Source organism: Mycobacterium sp. 852013-50091_SCH5140682, assembly GCF_001665685.1.
Taxonomy (GTDB): Bacteria; Actinomycetota; Actinomycetes; order Mycobacteriales; family Mycobacteriaceae; genus Mycobacterium.
Map to the genome: position 1 here is coordinate 23,561 of NZ_LZTB01000095.1, position 16,393 is coordinate 39,953.

Annotated in this window: 16 protein-coding genes; 7 read left to right on the forward strand and 9 right to left on the reverse strand. The window is 68.0% G+C overall.

The features are described 5' to 3' along the window. Positions 1–63 precede the first annotated feature (63 nt). Positions 64–2,160: an ATP-binding protein gene (locus A5784_RS23925; protein ID WP_064947363.1), complete on the forward strand. Its 2,097-nt coding sequence runs from the start codon at positions 64–66 to the stop codon at positions 2,158–2,160. A 36-nt stretch (positions 2,161–2,196) separates the two neighbouring features. Beyond that, positions 2,197–3,033 (forward strand): type VII secretion target, encoded by an 837-nt coding sequence (locus A5784_RS23930; RefSeq protein WP_064947364.1) that lies wholly within the window; start codon positions 2,197–2,199, stop codon positions 3,031–3,033. A gap of 3 nt (positions 3,034–3,036) precedes the next feature. Here A5784_RS23930 and A5784_RS23935 read toward each other — a convergent pair whose 3' ends face one another. The 3 genes from A5784_RS23935 to dapE all read right to left on the reverse strand — a co-directional run bounded on the left by A5784_RS23935 (position 3,037) and on the right by dapE (position 6,244). Continuing rightward, on the reverse strand, positions 3,037–4,647 hold the full coding sequence (locus tag A5784_RS23935; protein ID WP_064947365.1) for an ABC-F family ATP-binding cassette domain-containing protein: 1,611 nt from the start codon (positions 4,645–4,647) through the stop codon (positions 3,037–3,039). Positions 4,648–4,811: 164 nt separating this feature from the next. Then, on the reverse strand, positions 4,812–5,177 hold the full coding sequence (locus A5784_RS23940; RefSeq protein ID WP_064947366.1) for an RNA-binding S4 domain-containing protein: 366 nt from the start codon (positions 5,175–5,177) through the stop codon (positions 4,812–4,814). Beyond that, positions 5,174–6,244, reverse strand: coding sequence for a succinyl-diaminopimelate desuccinylase (gene dapE, locus A5784_RS23945; RefSeq protein WP_064947367.1), 1,071 nt, complete (start codon positions 6,242–6,244; stop codon positions 5,174–5,176). Before dapE ends, A5784_RS23940 begins: the two co-directional genes overlap by 4 nt. Positions 6,245–6,278: 34 nt before the next feature. On the opposite strand from dapE, the gene dapD reads away from it, so the two are divergent. Further along, entirely contained in the window at positions 6,279–7,223 is a 945-nt protein-coding gene (gene dapD / locus A5784_RS23950; protein ID WP_064947368.1) for a 2,3,4,5-tetrahydropyridine-2,6-dicarboxylate N-succinyltransferase, read from the forward strand. An 81-nt stretch (positions 7,224–7,304) separates the two neighbouring features. After that, positions 7,305–7,439, forward strand: coding sequence for a 9-bladed beta-propeller domain-containing protein (locus A5784_RS39980; protein WP_502687538.1), 135 nt, complete (start codon positions 7,305–7,307; stop codon positions 7,437–7,439). A 130-nt stretch (positions 7,440–7,569) separates the two neighbouring features. On the opposite strand, the gene A5784_RS37785 is transcribed toward A5784_RS39980, so the two are convergent. From A5784_RS37785 to A5784_RS23965, 4 genes are all read right to left on the reverse strand, one after another. After that, positions 7,570–7,827: a hypothetical protein gene (locus A5784_RS37785; protein ID WP_082945046.1), complete on the reverse strand. Its 258-nt coding sequence runs from the start codon at positions 7,825–7,827 to the stop codon at positions 7,570–7,572. 132 nt (positions 7,828–7,959) lie between these two features. Continuing rightward, the gene (locus A5784_RS23955; protein ID WP_064947369.1) at positions 7,960–9,201 is read right to left on the reverse strand and encodes a glycoside hydrolase family 27 protein; all 1,242 of its coding nucleotides are present in this window, start codon (positions 9,199–9,201) and stop codon (positions 7,960–7,962) included. A 43-nt stretch (positions 9,202–9,244) separates the two neighbouring features. Further along, positions 9,245–9,592, reverse strand: a complete 348-nt coding sequence (locus A5784_RS23960; protein ID WP_064947370.1) for a VOC family protein — start codon at positions 9,590–9,592, stop codon at positions 9,245–9,247. Beyond that, entirely contained in the window at positions 9,583–10,989 is a 1,407-nt protein-coding gene (locus A5784_RS23965) for an acyl-CoA synthetase (RefSeq protein WP_064947415.1), read from the reverse strand. Before A5784_RS23965 ends, A5784_RS23960 begins: the two co-directional genes overlap by 10 nt. Positions 10,990–11,038: 49 nt before the next feature. On the opposite strand from A5784_RS23965, the gene A5784_RS23970 reads away from it, so the two are divergent. Further along, entirely contained in the window at positions 11,039–11,584 is a 546-nt protein-coding gene (locus A5784_RS23970) for an NUDIX domain-containing protein (protein WP_064947371.1), read from the forward strand. Positions 11,585–11,597: 13 nt separating this feature from the next. Then, positions 11,598–12,083, forward strand: a complete 486-nt coding sequence (locus tag A5784_RS23975) for an Rv2253 family sensor-like surface protein (RefSeq protein ID WP_502687537.1) — start codon at positions 11,598–11,600, stop codon at positions 12,081–12,083. Positions 12,084–12,100: 17 nt separating this feature from the next. Here A5784_RS23975 and A5784_RS23980 read toward each other — a convergent pair whose 3' ends face one another. Then, entirely contained in the window at positions 12,101–13,084 is a 984-nt protein-coding gene (locus tag A5784_RS23980; protein WP_064947373.1) for a proline dehydrogenase family protein, read from the reverse strand. A gap of 1 nt (position 13,085) precedes the next feature. After that, a complete protein-coding gene (pruA, locus tag A5784_RS23985; RefSeq protein WP_064947374.1) occupies positions 13,086–14,723 on the reverse strand; it encodes an L-glutamate gamma-semialdehyde dehydrogenase in 1,638 nt (545 codons plus the stop codon). Between the two features lie 84 nt (positions 14,724–14,807). On the opposite strand from pruA, the gene A5784_RS23990 reads away from it, so the two are divergent. Then, a complete protein-coding gene (locus tag A5784_RS23990) occupies positions 14,808–16,388 on the forward strand; it encodes a PucR family transcriptional regulator (RefSeq protein ID WP_064947375.1) in 1,581 nt (526 codons plus the stop codon). Positions 16,389–16,393 lie beyond the last annotated feature (5 nt).

A 16,393-nucleotide genomic window follows, 5' to 3' on the forward strand; every position in this document is an offset into this window, starting at 1 on the left:
AGGGTTCGCAGTGAACGCCCGATTTCGGGCCGGTGGGATAGCTGCGCCCATAAGATCCCGTAGGTGTCTGTCGACTGGGTGATCGCGCCGCGCGACCGCGCTCTTGACGGCCTTCAGGCCGGTCTGCGCGACCGGGCCGGCGCTGTCCTGATCGGCCCCGATGGGGTCGGTAAGACGTCGCTGGCCCGCTGCGCAGCCGAACAGCACGGTGCGGACTACCGCCGGGTGGCCTGGGTCACGGGCACCGAGTCGGCCGCAGGCATTCCTTTTGCGGCGGTGGACCATCTGATCGACGTGCCCGACGTCGGTAAGACCGCCGAGGTACTCCGGGCGGGCCGTGAGTCATTGGGTTCCGACCTGCTTCTGGTGGTGGACGACGCACATCTTCTCGACCCGTTGTCGGCCGCCCTGGTGTACCAACTGGCCGTCAGCGATGCGGCGAAGGTGATCGCCACCGCAGACGACGAAGGTCCGGCGGAGGTCACTGCGCTGTGGCGGGACGGCTTGGTCACCCGGATCGAAGTGTGTCCGGCCGGTCATGACGACGCGCGGCTCGCCGAGCAGGTGGCATCGTTCGTCTCCGACCTGCCCGGCGACGCCCTGCGCACCCTGCGGTACCTGGCCGTGCACGATCCGCTGCCGCTGGTGGTACTGCTTCCGCTGACCGGTGCCGACGCCATCGAACGGGCCAGGGAGAGCGGCGCCGTGCGGATCGAGAACGCCATGGTGGGCTGCGCACACCCACTGTTCCGCGACGCAGTCCGCGCCTCGGTCGGCGGTCCCGCGCTGCGCCGGCTGCGCACCGCGTTGGTGGACCGCATGCTGGCGACGCCGGGATGCGGTGTGGTGGACCAGCTGCGCGTCGCGGTGCTGGCCGTGGACAGCGACCGGCCTCAGCCTCCACTCGAAGTCGCGGCCGCCGCGGCCACCGCGCTGCGGCTGGGTGACCTGAACCTGGCCGAGCACCTGGGCCGGACCGCATTGGCCGCGGGCTTCGAGGCCCGGTTGACGCTGGCCTACTCGCTGGCCTGGCAGGGACGCGGACGGGAGGCCGACGAGGTGCTCTCAGCGGTCGACCCGGCCGAGCTCAATGACGACCAGCTGATGGCGTGGGCGTTGCCGCGGGCGGCCAACCAATTCTGGATGCTCTCCGAACCGGAGCGGGCCACCGCGTTTCTGCGGACCACCCGCGGCCGGGTGAGCACACCGCAGGCCCAGACCACCCTCGATGCCCTTTCGGCCACGTTCTCGATGAATGCCGGTGCACCACAACGGGCTTTGTCGCTCGCCGAAAACGTGCTGGAGAGCGATGCGGCCGACGACACCGCTGTCGGGTGGGCCGCGTCGGCGGCGGCGCTCAGCTGCGCACGCCTGGGCCGGTTCGACGACGTCAATCCCATGGCCCAGCGGGCGCTGGACGCCGGGCATCCCGGGCTGTTGCGGTTCACCAGTGGTTTCGGGCAGACCACCGCCCTGCTGCTCACCGGTCAGCTGAACGAGGCCCAGTCCATGGCGCAGGAGCTGACCGATTTCGCCCAGTTGCAGCAGCCAGGCCGGGCGATCGGTGAAGTGCTGGTCGCCGATGTGTTGCTGGTCCGCGGGTCGCTGCAGGCCGTGTCCTTACTACGCCGCGCGACAGCAGCTCTGGCACCGACCGGGTACTCGTGGGGGCCCTTGGCGTGGATGTTGTTGGCGCAGGCCCTCGGTCAGCACGGGATGCCGATGGAGGCGGCAAAAGCGTTGTCCCGAGCGGAATCCCGGCACGGACTCAAATCCATGCTGTTCGCGCCGGAGCTGGGGCTGGCCCGCGCCTGGACGTGCCACGCTCGCAAGGACTCCGTCGGCGCCATCGCCGCCGCGCGCGACGCCGCCAAGACCGCGGAGCGCGGTGGCCAGTCAGCGGTGGCGTTACGGGCCCTGCACGACGGAGTACGCCTCGGCGACACGCGGGCGGTGGACAGCCTGGCCCGGATCGGGCTGGACTGCGTGTTCAGCAGAATCACCATGGACCACGCTCGCGCCTTGGCTGCAGGCGACAGCTGTGGGCTGCAAGAGGTTTCGCTGCGGTATCACGACCTGGGGATGTCTGCGGCCGCCAACGACGCAGCGCGTCAAGCCATGGCGGATGAGGCGCCGGAGGCCCACCCGAACCGACCGTAGAATCGGTAGCTGCAACGCACTATCCGAGGGGCCGAGATGACACAGTTCAATGCAGACATCGGGGCGGTGAATGCCTTGGGTCAGCAGCTCGATGATGTCAGCTCGTCGGCGAGCAACGTGCTCAACGGCGCGATCGGCAGTGTGTCCGACAGCCATGGCGCCATCGGCTTTCCGATGCAGAGTTCGTTCGACGGCACCCAGGCGTCGCGCAGTGCCGCGGTAGCGGCCACCCAGGCCGCGTCCGGGGAGCTGGGAGGCTTGCTTCGGCAGGCCGCTCAGGCCTACGAGCGCGGCGACACCGCGGCAGCCGAGCGCCTGCGGGCCCAGGCCGCCGAGCTGGAAGGTTCGGGCGCGCAACGCGGCTCACCCACCGGGGCCGCAACCCCCGGTGGCGCAGGCAGTCCCGGCGGCGGGGGTGCTCCAGCTGGTCAGGACAGCGGTAGCCAGGCGGCCGGACAGATGCTCGGCCAAATGGGTCAGATGATGGGACAGATGGCGCAGTCCGTCACCCAGCCGATCCAGGGCATGACGCAGGGGCTCAGTCAGATTCCCCAGCAGGTCATGCAGGGCGTCCAGGGCATCGTGCAGGCGGCAACGCAAGGCGGCGGTGGTGCCGCACAAGGCGGCGCCGAGACCCTCGAGAAGGCCAAGGCCGAGGGGGCCGACGGCGCCAAGGACGGCGAGAAGCCGCCGGTCGACGCCAAAGACGGCAAAGAGTCCAAGGACGCCAGGGACCGCGACGGCCAAGGGCACCAGGCCGGCAAGCAGACCGGGAGCGAGAGCCACCGGTCATCGCAGGTCGGCAACCGCGCACCCGATGCAGGCGTGACGCCCAAACCGGCCGGTCCTACCGCGCCGACCCGCCCGATGTGACCGTCACGCGACGCTCAACTCGCCGTCGTCGAGGCGCAACCAGCGGTCGATCCCGATCGCGTTGAGGAACCGTTCGTCGTGGCTGACCACCACGAACGCGCCGCGGTAGGCGTTCAGCGCCGATTCGAGCTGTCCGACGCTGACCAGATCGAGGTTGTTGGTCGGCTCGTCGAGCAACAGCAACTGCGGTGTGGGCTCGGCGTACAGCACGCACGCCAGCGTCGCCCTCAGCCGTTCTCCGCCGGAAAGGACGCCGACGGGGAGGTCGATCCGATCGCCACGAAACAGGAACTGCGCCAACAGATGCATCCTGCGGGTGTGTGACAGGCTGGGTGCGGCGGTGACCAGACTCTCGGCCACCGTGCGTTCGGGGTCGAGCAGGTCAAGGCGCTGCGACAGATAGGCGATCCGCCCGTCGGCCCGCTGCACGGTTCCCGCGTCCGGCGGCAGTGTTCCGTCGACGATCCGCAGCAGTGTCGACTTGCCCGCGCCGTTGGGCCCCGTCAACGCGATGCGTTCCGGCCCGCGGATGGAAAGGTCGACGCCGTTGCCGGAGAACAATTTCCGGCCATCACGATGAACCTGCAGGGCGTGAGCCTCGAACAGCGTCCGGCCCGCAGGCACCTCCGTATCGGGAAGGTCCAGGACGATCGCCTTGTCGTCCCGCAGCGCGCGTTCGGCGTCGTCCAACCGCGCTTTCGCATCGTCCAATCGGCGGGCGTGTACCTCATCGGAGCGGGCAGCCGATTCCTGGGCATCGCGCTTGAGTTTGCCCGCAACGATTTTCGGCAGGCCGGCGTCCTTGACGTTGCGGGCGGCATTGCCGGCACGACGCGCCGAGCGTTCCCGAGCCTGCTGCATCTGACGCTTCTCGCGCTTGAGTTGTTGCTCGGCACTACGGATGTTGCTCTCGGCAACCTGTTGTCCGGCCTGGACCGCCTCTTGGTAGGTGGTGAAATTTCCGCCGTAGAACACGATGTCGCCGCGGTACAACTCGGCGATCTGATCCATGCGGTCGAGCAGCATGCGGTCGTGACTCACCAGCAGCAGGGTGCCGCCGAATTCTTCGAGGGCGGCGTAAAGACGCTGTCGCGCGTCAAGATCCAGATTGTTGGTGGGCTCGTCGAGCAACAGCACATCGGGGCGCTTCAGCAGTTCGGCGGCCAGGCCCAGCGTCACCACCTCCCCGCCGGACAACGTACCGAGCGGGCGGTCCAGCGCCACCCCAGCCAGGCCGAGCCGGTCCAGCTGGGCTCGAGAACGCTCCTCGATATCCCAGTCGTCGCCGATGGTCGCGAAGACCGTCTCACTGGCGTCACCGGCGGCCAGGGCCGTGAGCGCGTCGAGCACCGGCGCTATGCCCAGCACCTGCGCCACCGTCAGGTCGGCGACGAACGGCAGCGTCTGGGGCAGATAGCCGACCGTGCCGTCGACGGTCACCGATCCCGCCGACGGCACGTACTCACCGGCAATCAATTTGAGCAACGTGCTCTTACCTGCACCGTTGGGCGCGACGAGTCCCGTACGACCGGAACCGACGGTGAACGACAGATCCGAGAACAGCTCGGTGTCGTCGGGCCATGCGAATGAGACGTGGGAAAAGACAATAGACATGCGGGAACTCCAAAAGAGCTGCGCACAGCGCAGAGTGGACAGGAACGAATCGACTCTCACCGGTCACCCGGAGATGTCGTCGTCTCCCAGCATGTTTCAACCCACCTCGGTCGACAGCAGATGCGTCACCCACAATACCCGACGGGCGCAACCGATTAACGGGTTCAGGAGTGGCCGCGCAGCCGATCCAGTTGTCGCCGTTCGCGTTTCGTGGGCCTGCCGGTTCCCCGATCGCGGACCGGCACCGCCGCCACGATCTCCCTGGGCGGAGGCGGCGGGGTGCGGTCGATCAGGCATTCCGGGACGATCGCGGCGCCCACCCGTTTGGCGATCGGCCGGAGGACTTCCACGATGCGCTCGCGCCCGTCGATGCGCACCCTCACCTCGTCGCCGGAGCTGACCAGTTGCGCCGGTTTGGCGGTCACGTTGTTGACACGGACGTGGCCGGCGCGGCAAGCAGCGGCTGCGGCCGAGCGGGTTTTGGTGATCCGCACGGCCCAGATCCAGCTGTCGACGCGAACGCTACTCATTTGCTCGTCAGGTACCGGCGCAGCATGTCGGTGACCGTCGTGATCTGCGCGGTCTCGACTCGCTCATCGACCTTGTGGGCCAGGTTCGGATCGCCGGGCCCGTAGTTGACTGCGGGAATGCCCAGCGCAGCGAACCGGGCCACGTCTGTCCAGCCGTATTTCGCCCGCACCGCTCCCCCGGCAGCGGCCACCAGCGCCGCTGCGGCGGGCTTCGTCAGGCCGGGCAGTGCGCCTGCGGCCGCGTCGGTCAGCTCGATCGACACGTCGAGCCCGTCGAGCACCTCGTGCACGTGCGCCAAAGCCTGCTCCACGCTGCGATCGGGAGCGAACCGGAAGTTGACGGTCACCGAGGCGGCATCCGGAATCACGTTGCCGGCGATCCCACCGTCGATGCGGACCGCCGACAGGCCTTCGCGGTACACACAGCCGTCGATGTCCACGCTGCGGACCTGATAGGTGCTCAGCCGGTCCAGCACCGCGCCGAGTTTGTGGATAGCGTTGTCCCCCAGCCAGGATCGCGCCGAGTGCGCGCGCGTTCCGGCGGCGCTGACCAGGACGCGGATGGTGCCCTGGCAGCCGGCTTCGATGTAGCCGCCCGACGGTTCGCCGAGAATCGCGACATCGGCGGCCAGCCACTCGGGCAGCTCACGCTCGATGCGTCCGAGCCCGTTGGCGCTCGACTCGATCTCCTCGCAGTCGTACATGACCAGCGTGAGGTCGTGCGCGGGTTCGGCGATGGTAGCCGCCAGGTGCAGGAACACCGCGTCGCCCGACTTCATGTCGGAGGTGCCGCAGCCGTACATGTCGCCGCCGACGATCCGGCTTGGCACGTTGTCCGCGGCGGGCACGGTGTCGATGTGGCCGGCCAGCATCACTCGCGACGGCAGACCCAGGTGGGTGCGGGCCAACACGGCGTCCCCGTTGCGGATGACCTCGAAGGTCGGAGCCTGCGCACGCAGCGCGGCCTCGATCTCGTCGGCGATGCGCTGCTCGTGCCGGGACTCGCTGGGAATGTCCACCAGCGCCGCGGTCAGAGCGATCGGGTCGGCTCGCAGGTCTAGGCCCATGAACGTCCACGGTAGTCCAGTAATCTAGGCCACCGTGACTGCCGCATCTGGCGTCGGCCTGGCCACGATCGCCGCCGACGGAACCGTCCTGGACACCTGGTTTCCCGCCCCCGAGCTCGCCGGTAGCGGCGAAGCCGGCACTGTGCGGCTGACCGGCGACGAGGTCCCCGCCGACTTCGCGGGCCTCACCGGCCCTGATGCCGACCGCGGCGTCGAGGTGGTGGCGGTGCGGACGACGATCGCCGACCTGGCCGACAAGCCGGCCGACACCCACGACGCCTACCTGCGGCTGCACCTGCTTTCACATCGGCTGACCAAGCCGCACGAGGCGAACCTGGACGGCATCTTCGGCCTGCTCGCCAACGTGGTGTGGACCAGCTTCGGGCCGTGCGCGGTGGAGGGCTTCGAGGCCGTGCGGGCGCGGTTGCGTCGGCGTGGCGCGGTAGCCGTCTACGGCGTGGACAAGTTCCCGCGCATGGTCGACTACGTGCTACCCAAGGGCGTGCGGATCGCCGACGCCGACCGGGTCCGCCTCGGTGCACACCTGGCCGAGGGCACCACCGTCATGCATGAGGGCTTCGTGAACTTCAACGCCGGAACGCTGGGCACCTCGATGGTCGAAGGTCGCATCTCGGCCGGCGTGGTGGTCGGCGACGGCTCCGACGTCGGTGGCGGCGCGTCCATCATGGGCACCCTGTCCGGCGGCGGCAAAGAGGTCATCTCGGTCGGCAAGCGTTGCCTGCTGGGCGCCAACGCCGGGCTGGGCATCTCTCTGGGCGACGACTGCGTCATCGAGGCCGGTCTCTACGTCACCGGCGGCACGAAGGTCACCGCCGCTGACGGTCAGACCATCAAGGCCAAGGAACTCTCCGGGGCGAGCAACCTGCTGTTCCGCCGCAACTCCCTCTCGGGCGCGGTCGAGGTCGTCAAACGTGACGGCACCGGCATCACCCTGAACGAGGCGCTGCACGCCAACTAACTCTCGACGCGCCGAATGTGAGCTTGTGTGCCAAACCTTCGCGGAAATATGGCACACAAGTTCACATTCAGCTAGCGAACCCTGGCCACCTGCGAAAAGCTGTGGACCACACCGGTCAATCCCGATTCATTTCACGAACTGTGGAGAATCGATGACACCCTTGTAGAGCTCTCAGACGACGGCAAAGAACTCCACTCGCTGGTCGCCCCGTCCTAGACTCATATGCATGAGCAGCGATACGAACACCGAATCCACCGGCTGCGGAAACCCGGACTGTACGTGTGAGAACTGCAACTGTGGGTCCGACTGCACCTGCGGTACCAAGTAGCTAGGCCGACCCAAACACTCAGGTGCAGGGCACCCCGTGCGGACCGCCTATCCAGTGACCCGGCGGAGCATCCCAGGGGCATAGCTTCTTGACCTGCCCAGGTGGCGGAGCCCAGTTGCCTCCACCGTTCCAGTCGACCCATCCCGGCCCGGGAATCCAGGGCAGGTCCGGACCCCAACCGGGGTCAGCCTGCGCCGAAGCCATACCGAATCCGATGGGCCCCGCAGCGAGCGCACCGGCGAGGATCGCCGTCCCCGCGACTTTCTTCAGATTCACCGGGGTCTCCTCCCTCTGCGTCGTCAACCTGTGTGTTTCCCACCCTACGCCTGTGACTTCCTTGGGCCGCCGAACGTGAACAAGATGGCGAACTTTGGCGAAAAGTTCGCCATCTCCTTCACATTGGGCGTGCTACGGAGTCACCCGCAGCATCACCACACCATGCCCCGGCACCTGCCGTTCGATGGTGCCGGTGCTGGTGTTGTCGGTGTGCTGCCACAGATCTCGCACGGTCGCGCTGGTATGCCCGCCAAGACCGATGGCGTCGAACGAAGTTCGGACGTTCTGAGGCTCTGCCGACTGGTTGAACAGTGCCACGGCGACCGCACCGTCGGCGAGCGGTTTGATCACCACCCGCGCATCGCTAGTGAGTGGCCGCCCCTGCATCATCAGCGGGTCCTGGTCGACGGCGATCACGTCTCGGTTGGTCAAGATGTCGCGGGTCTGGATGGTCATATCGCGAATGTCGTTGCCGGCCAACAAGGGTGCGGCGAGCATGGCCCACAGCGAGAAGTGGGCGCGCTGCTCGGTGTCGGTCAGGTCGGCCCGCGGCGCACCCAGCGCCATAGTGGGATGCCCGCTGGCGAACTGCTTCCAGCCGATGCCGACCACGAGCATGTCGGGGTCGTTGACGTGGGTCGAATTGCTGTGCGGTGCCAGCGAATCCGCTTCGGCGAACGCCTGGACCACACCGGCGAGACCTTCCTGCCACAGTGCGGTGTCCCCCCACGCCGGAACCAGGTCGACGGCGTCGCGCGTCACGTCGGCGATGTGCGACCAGTCATACTCCAGACCGGCGACCGGATCACCCGAGCTGTTCGGGTTGATGCTGTAGATGATGTGACGGCCGCTGTCGCGCAACGCATCCCGCATGGCGGTGAAGTAGCGCACTTGATCGTCGTGGTCGGCTTCGGTGCGGCACCAGTCGTACTTCAAGTAGTCGACGCCCCAACTGGCGAAGGTCTTGGCATCAGCCTGCTCGTGGCCCGCACCGCCGATCCGGGGGTCCTGACCGCAGCCCTGGTTGAACGGACTGTGGTAGATCCCCAGCAGCATGCCGCGATCATGCGCGTACCGGGCCAGCGCGGCGATACCGTGCGGGAAGCGGTCGAGATCCGCCCGCAACGAGCCGTCATCGGCACGGGTGGGTGCAGCCCAGCCGGCGTCGAGGTTGACGTAGCGGTAGCCGGCGTCCCGCATGCCCGAGGACACCATCGCATCGATCGTGTCGTGCACTGTCTGCTCCGTCAGCGGGATCCCGGAGTTCCAGGAATTCCAGCCCAATGGCGGGAGCTGCGGCGGCGACGGCGGATTGGGTGTGCTGCAAGCGGCGAGCAGACCGACGCATACCGCCAGGCGAGTCAGTCGGCGCATGCGGCCATGGTGGCATCGTCGCCTGGCAACTACCCGAAAGCCGTCACCGCTGGGCAAGTATGCAGAACTCGTTGCCCTCCGGGTCGGCCAGCACCACCCAGGTCTGCTCTCCCTGACCGATGTCGACGTGGCGCGCACCCAGACCGATCAGCCGCTCGACTTCGGCCTGCTGATCATCGGGCGTGAAGTCGAGGTGCAGGCGGTTCTTGACCACTTTGGCGTCGGGCACCGCAAGGAACAGCCACAGCGGCCCTTGCCCGGGCGGCGGCGTCAGCGCCACGTCGCCGTCGGAGTCGGTGTGGTGCGGCCAGCCGAGCACCCGACCCCACCACGCGGCCAGCGCCTCAGGATCGTGCGCGTCGATGCAGATCTCGGAGAATCTCAGTGCCATTGCGCCAGTTCCTTTTTCAGCACCTTGCCCATCGCGTTGCGCGGTAGGCGCTCCACCAGGCGCACCTCCCGAGGACGCTTATGAACCGAAAGTTCCTGTGCCACAAAGTCGATCAACGCCGCAGGCTCGGCATCGCCGACGACGTAAGCCACGATGCGCTGGCCGAGGTCGTCGTCGGGCACACCGACCACCGCAACCTCGGCCACACCGGGATGCCCCAGCAGCACGGTCTCGATCTCGCCCGCACCGATCCGGAAGCCCCCGGACTTGATCAGGTCGACCGATTCGCGCCCCACGATGCGGTGCATGCCTTCGGCGTCGATGACCGCCACATCACCGGTGCGGTACCAACCATCGGCGTCGAAAGCTGCTGCGGTGGCGTCGGGCCGGTTGAGGTATCCGTCGAACACCATCGGCCCCTTGATCTGCAACTGCCCGATGGTTTCGCCGTCCCGCGGCACCAGTGCACCGTTCTCGTCGACCAACCGCGTATCCACACCCGCCAGGGGCAACCCCACCCAACCGGGTCTGCGCTCGCCGTCGACGGAGGTGCTCAGCGTGATCAACGACTCGGTGCTGCCGTAGCGTTCGATCGGCGCGTGTCCGGTCAACCGCACCAACTCGTCGAACACCGGTACCGGCAGGGGTGCACTGCCCGACACCAGCAGCCGGGCCGACGACAGCGCGAGCGCGGCGTCGAGGTCTTTGACCACCCGCGACCACACCGTCGGCACACCGAAATACAACGTGCCGCCGGCCTCCGCGTACGCCGCAGGCGTCGGTTTTCCGGTGTGCACGAATCGGTTTCCGATGCGCAGCGATCCGAGCAGGCCCAGCACCAGGCCGTGCACATGGAACAGGGGCAGGCCGTGCACCAGGGTGTCCGCATCTGTCCAGTTCCACGCCGCGGCCAGCGCGTCGATGTCCGCGGCGATGGCGCGTCTGGTCATCGGCACACCTTTGGGCGGCCCCGTGGTGCCGGAGGTGTACATGATGATGGCAGTCGATTCGGGCGCCGGCTCGGCGTACCGGTGCCACGATCGCGCGTGCACACGAACCGGGATGTGCGGCAGTCCTTCGTTCTCCTCGGGCACCTCTCCCAGCCACGCCTGGGCTTCGGAGTCGGCGAGGATGTGGCGGCGTTCGGCGGCACCGACATCGGCGGGCACGGGGACCACGGGGACACCTGCGATCAGGCAGCCGGTGATCGCCAGCACGGTGGTGACGGTCGGCTTGGCCAGGACGGCAACCCGCCGCGCCGACGCCACCCGTTCGGCCACCGAGGTGGCCGCCCCGATCACATCACTTCGGCTGAGTACCGCGCCGTCGATACGGACGGCGTCGTCGATGTCGGCACCGGCAGCAACCGCTGCGGGGTTCAAGGAGGCCAGCAGCACGCCTGTGAGGCTACCCCGGCGCACCGATTCGATCGGCGATACTGGGCCGATGGGCGTCATCCGGCAACTGCAGTCACGCGAGGTGTATCGGAACAACTGGATGACGTTGCGGGAGGACACCATCCGTCGTCCGGACGGCACCGAGGGCATCTACTCGGTCATCGACAAGCCGACGTATGCGCTGGTCATCGCGCGGGAAGAGGAGCGCTACCACCTCGTCGAGCAGTTCCGGTATCCGCTGGGTCTGCGTCGGTGGGAGTTCCCGCAAGGCACCGCACCGGATCGGCTGCATCTCGATCCGGACGCGCTGGCCCACCGGGAACTGCGCGAGGAGACCGGGCTGCGGGCGACGAGCATGCGGCGGCTGGGCCAGCTCGACGTGGCCGCCGGGATGAGCAGCCAGCGCGGGTGGGTGTACCTGGCCGCCGGGCTGAGCGAGGGTGAACACGAACGCGAGCACGAGGAACAGGACATGCACAGCGCCTGGTTCGAGCGCGCTGAGGTCGAGCGGATGATGCGCGAGGGCGAGATCACCGACGCCCAGTCGATCGCGGCGTGGGCGTTGCTCCTGCTCGATGAGCGCGCGACGGGCTAGCGTTGACGCCACGATGAGGCGACCCGTCGCGCTCGGCATGTTGATCGTCGCGGCCCTGACTGCCGCGCCGTCAGCGCATGCCGCGGATCAAGTGTGGAACGGCCGGTATTCGTTGGTCCGCTACGCCGCCCAGAAGACGGGCACGAGCCTGGCCGCCAGGCAGCCCGAACCGACGTTCAGTGACGTGTACACGTTCTCGACCGATTGTTCTTCGGGCACCTGCATTTCCACGGTGATCGACGGCCCCACGCCGAAGAATCCCACGCTGCCGCTGCCGCCCCGCTACACCTGGGACGGCACCCGGTGGGTGCACATCTACGACTGGCAGTGGGATTGCTATATGGGAGAAGGGGTTCCGAAAGTGTGGACGCCGGCCCGGTCGTGGGCGTATTACGCACCCCAGGCCGACGGAACCCTGCGGGGCACCTGGCTCACCCAGATCGTGGGTGGTCCGTGCGGCGGCACCGTGCAGATGGATGTGGCGGCGTTCCCGGCCTGACGCTCGCGGTGCCTCGGTTACCGACGCTCGGCGAGCGCCCGCAGGAAGAACCCGAAGTTGGCCGGGCGTTCGGCGAGCCTGCGCACGAAGTAGCCGTACCATTCGTTGCCGAACGGGACGTACACCCGGACGTGGTTTCCTGCGTCGGCCAGCCTGCGCTGCTCGGCATCCCGGATGCCGTACAGCATCTGGTACTCGAATCCGTCCACGTCCCGACCGAATTCGCGGGCGAGGCCAGGCACGGCTTCGATGATCTCCGGATCGTGTGAGGCCACCATCGGATAGCCCGACCCTGCCATCAGCACCCGCAGGCAACGCAGGTACGACGCGGTGACCTCGGCGGCGTCGCGGTAGGCCACCGTGGCCGGCTCGTCATAGGCGCCCTTGCACAACCGAATTCGGGCGCCGGCCTCGGCGAATTCGCGGCAGTCGCCCTCGGTCCGGTGCAGGTATGCCTGCAAAACGGTGCCCAGCCAATCGAATTCGGTTCGCAGGTCGCGCACGATCGACAAGGTGGAGTCGGTCGTCGTGTGGTCCTCGGCATCGACGGTCACCCAGACGCCGGCGTCACGGGCCTTGGTGCAGATCGTGTGCGCATTCTCCAGCGCGATCTTCTCCCCGTCACGGGGCAGCGCCTGCCCCAGCGCGGACAGCTTGAGCGACACTTCCAACGGCCGCACCGGTGATGCGGCCTCGTCGCGCTCGCCGAGCAGGTCGAGCAGCGCCAAGTAGGCCTTGACGGTCTGTTCGGCGTCCTCGATGCGGGTGGTGTCCTCGCCGAGATAGTCGATGGTGACCATACGGCCCGAAGCACGCAGCGCCGCAACGGCATCCACGGCATCGGGAATGGTGTCGCCCGCGACGAACCGGTCCACGACACTGCGGGTCAACGGAAGTCGTTCAGCTGTCCGACGCAGTCGCGCAGAGCGCGCGGCAGCCAGGATCGCCGGCCGTGCGGCCCGCTGGAACGCGGACTCCAAAGCACCTCGCGTACTCGCCATGTCAGGCCTCCATGTGGGGGTAGGTGTGGTTGGTGGGCGGCACGAAGGTCTCCTTGATCGAGCGAGCCGAGGTCCAGCGCAAGAGGTTCAGGGCAGAACCAGCCTTGTCGTTGGTGCCCGATGCCCTGGCCCCGCCGAACGGCTGCTGGCCGACCACGGCGCCGGTGGGCTTGTCGTTGACGTAGAAGTTGCCCGCGGCGTTGCGCAGCCGGTCCTGCGCGGTGACCACCGCGGCACGATCGTCGGCGATGACCGCGCCGGTCAGCGCGTAGCGCGATCCGGAGTCGACGACACCAAGGACCCGCTCGTACTCGTTGTCCGGGTAGACGTGCACCGACAGGATCGGGCCGAAGTACTCGGTGGAGAACGACTCGTCGGTCGGGTCGTCGGACAGCAGCACGGTCGGACGCACGAAATAGCCTTCGCTGTCGTCGTATTCACCACCGGCGGCGACGGTCACCCCGGCGGCGCTCTTGGCGCGTTCGATCGCCTTGACGTTCTTGGCAAATGACCGGCTGTCGATGACCGCACCGCCGTAGTTGCTCAAATCGGTGACGTCGCCGTAGGTCAGGGCTTCGGTGGCCGACAGGAAGTCGTCGCCCATCTTCTGCCACACCGACCGCGGGATGAACGCCCGCGACGCGGCCGAGCACTTCTGGCCCTGGAAATCGAAGGCCCCGCGAATCAGCGCCGTACGCAGCACATCCGGGCGCGCCGAGGTGTGGGCGACGACGAAGTCCTTGCCGCCGGTCTCGCCGACAAGCCGCGGGTAGGTGTTATACCGGTCGATGTTGGTGCCGACCTCGCGCCACAGGTGCTGGAACGTGGCCGTCGAGCCGGTGAAGTGGATACCAGCCAGCCGCGGATCGGCAAGGGCGACATCGGAAACCGCGATGCCGTCGCCGTTGACCAGGTTGATCACGCCGGGCGGCAGGCCCGCGGCTTCCAGCAACTGCATCGTCAGGTACGCGGCGAAGGCCTGGGTGGGCGACGGCTTCCACACCACGGTGTTGCCCATGAGGGCGGGCGCGGTCGGCAGGTTGCCTGCGATCGCGGTGAAGTTGAACGGGGTGATGGCGTAGACGAAGCCTTCGAGCGGTCGGTGGTCGGTGCGGTTCCACACCCCCGGGCTGCTGATGGGCTGCTCGGCGAGGATCCGACGGGCGAACTCGACGTTGAACCGCCAGAAATCGATCAATTCGCACGGCGTGTCGATCTCGGCCTGGTAGGCGGTCTTCGACTGACCGAGCATGGTCGCGGCGGCGATCTTTTCCCGCCACGGGCCGGACAGCAGGTCGGCGGCCCGCAGGAAGACAGCGGCGCGCTCGTCGAACGGCAGCGCCGCCCAGTCGTTTTTGGCGGCCAGGGCGGCGTCGATCGCTGCAGTGGCGTCCTCATGCTCGGCGTTGGTGAAGATGCCGAGGCGGGCGGCGTGGCGGTGCGGTTGCACCACGTCGACGCGCGCGCCGTTGCCCATGCGGTGGGTGCCGCCGATGACGTGCGGCAGGTCGATCGGGGCGTCGGCGAGGCCGGAGAATTCGGCGAGGGCGGCGGTCAGCCGGGTGCGTTCACCCGAGCCGGGGGCGTAGTCGTGGACCGGTTCATTAGCTGGCAGCGGCACGTTGGTGATGGCATCCATAGGCTTAAGAATCCCCGACGTGACCCACGCAACTCTTGTCCGATCCGACAACACTTTGGCCGCCGACCAGTACGATCGGACAACATGGCGACAAGCGGTGTCAGCCTCGGCCAACTCCTGCTGGCCTTGGACGCCACGCTGGTCCAGCTGGTGCAGGCGCCGCGCGGGCTCGACCTGCCGGTGGCATCGGCGGCACTCATCGATTCCGACGACGTACGGCTGGGCCTGGCACCGTCCGCCGGGTCGGCCGACGTGTTCTTCCTGCTGGGCATACCCGATGCCGACGCCCGAATGTGGGTGGATCAGCAGATAGCCCGGCGCCCACCGACGGCGATCTTCATCAAGGAACCGTCGGCCGCCGTGGTCGCGCGCGCGACCACGGCAGGCACCGCGGTGGTGGCCGTCGACCCGCGAGCCCGGTGGGAACGGCTGTACCGACTGGTCAACCACGTCTTCGAGCATCACGGCGACCGCGAGTCAGACGACTCAGGCACGGACCTGTTCAGCCTCGCGCAGTCCATCGCCGACCGCACCCACGGGATGGTCAGCATCGAAGACGCCCAGTCGCACGTGCTGGCCTATTCGGCGTCCAACGACGAGGCGGACGACCTGCGCCGGCTATCGATCCTGGGCCGCGCAGGCCCGTCGGAACACCTGGCGTGGATCGCACAGTGGGGCATCTTCGACGCGATCCGCGCGAAACCGGATGTCGTGCATGTCGCTGAGCGGCCCGAGCTCGGGTTGCAGCCGCGCTCGGCGATCGGGATCTTCCAGCCGTCGCCCGACGAGCGCCGGGCCCCGGCGTTCGCCGGGACGATCTGGGTGCAGCAGGGCAGCCGGCCGCTGGCCGACGACGCCGACGACGTGCTGCGCGGCGCAGCGGTGCTGGCCGCCCGCATCATGACGCGGCTGGCGGCGACCCCGTCGACCCACATGGTGCGCGTCCAGGAACTGCTCGGCCTGCGCCCCGGTGACGGGCCACCCGACATCGACCTCATCGCTCGCGAGCTCGGCATCGCGGTCGACGGGCGCGCCGCCCTGATCGGATTCGACGGCAGCATCCCAGGATCACGACTCTCGGACATTCTGTCGTTGAGCGCCAGCGCTTTTCGCCAGGACGCGCAAGTCGCGTCGGCGCGTACCCGCGTCTACGTGCTGTTCCCCAGCACCGGGAAACCCGCCGCGGTCACCTCCTGGATCCGCGGCACCGTTGCGGCGCTGCGCACCGAGCTGGGACTGGAACTGCATGCCGTCATCGCCACACCCGTCAACGGGCTGGCCGGCGCCGCGGCCGCCCGTCTCGAAGTGGATCGCGTGCTCGACAGCGCCGAGCGCCATCCGGGGGCCCTGGGGCAGGTGACGTCGCTTGCCGAGGCCCGCACGACGGTGCTGCTGGACGAGATCGTCACGGCCATCGCCGCCGACGAGCGGCTGATCGACCCGCGCGCGCGGGCGTTGCGGGACAATGATCCCGTCCTCGCCGACACGCTGCGGGCTTATCTCGACAGCTTCGGTGATGTCGCGACTGCGGCGCAGTGGCTGCACGTGCATCCCAACACGGTGCGCTACCGGGTGCGCCGCATCGAGCAGCTACTGGCCACCGCGCTCACCGATCCCGATGTGCGGCTGCTGCTTTCGCTCAGCCTGCGAGCCACGCAACCATGACGCTG

Bases quoted from the DNA above. Each gene is read 5' to 3' on its own strand.
- A5784_RS23930 (WP_064947364.1), top strand. From the start codon at position 2,197: ATGACACAGTTCAATGCAGACATCGGGGCGGTGAATGCCTTGGGTCAG.
- A5784_RS23935 (WP_064947365.1), bottom strand. From the start codon at position 4,647: ATGTCTATTGTCTTTTCCCACGTCTCATTCGCATGGCCCGACGACACC.
- A5784_RS23940 (WP_064947366.1), bottom strand. From the start codon at position 5,177: ATGAGTAGCGTTCGCGTCGACAGCTGGATCTGGGCCGTGCGGATCACC.
- dapE (WP_064947367.1), bottom strand. From the start codon at position 6,244: ATGGGCCTAGACCTGCGAGCCGACCCGATCGCTCTGACCGCGGCGCTG.
- A5784_RS23955 (WP_064947369.1), bottom strand. From the start codon at position 9,201: ATGCGCCGACTGACTCGCCTGGCGGTATGCGTCGGTCTGCTCGCCGCT.
- A5784_RS23960 (WP_064947370.1), bottom strand. From the start codon at position 9,592: ATGGCACTGAGATTCTCCGAGATCTGCATCGACGCGCACGATCCTGAG.
- A5784_RS23970 (WP_064947371.1), top strand. From the start codon at position 11,039: ATGGGCGTCATCCGGCAACTGCAGTCACGCGAGGTGTATCGGAACAAC.
- A5784_RS23975 (WP_502687537.1), top strand. From the start codon at position 11,598: ATGAGGCGACCCGTCGCGCTCGGCATGTTGATCGTCGCGGCCCTGACT.
- A5784_RS23980 (WP_064947373.1), bottom strand. From the start codon at position 13,084: ATGGCGAGTACGCGAGGTGCTTTGGAGTCCGCGTTCCAGCGGGCCGCA.
- pruA (WP_064947374.1), bottom strand. From the start codon at position 14,723: ATGGATGCCATCACCAACGTGCCGCTGCCAGCTAATGAACCGGTCCAC.
- A5784_RS23990 (WP_064947375.1), top strand. From the start codon at position 14,808: ATGGCGACAAGCGGTGTCAGCCTCGGCCAACTCCTGCTGGCCTTGGAC.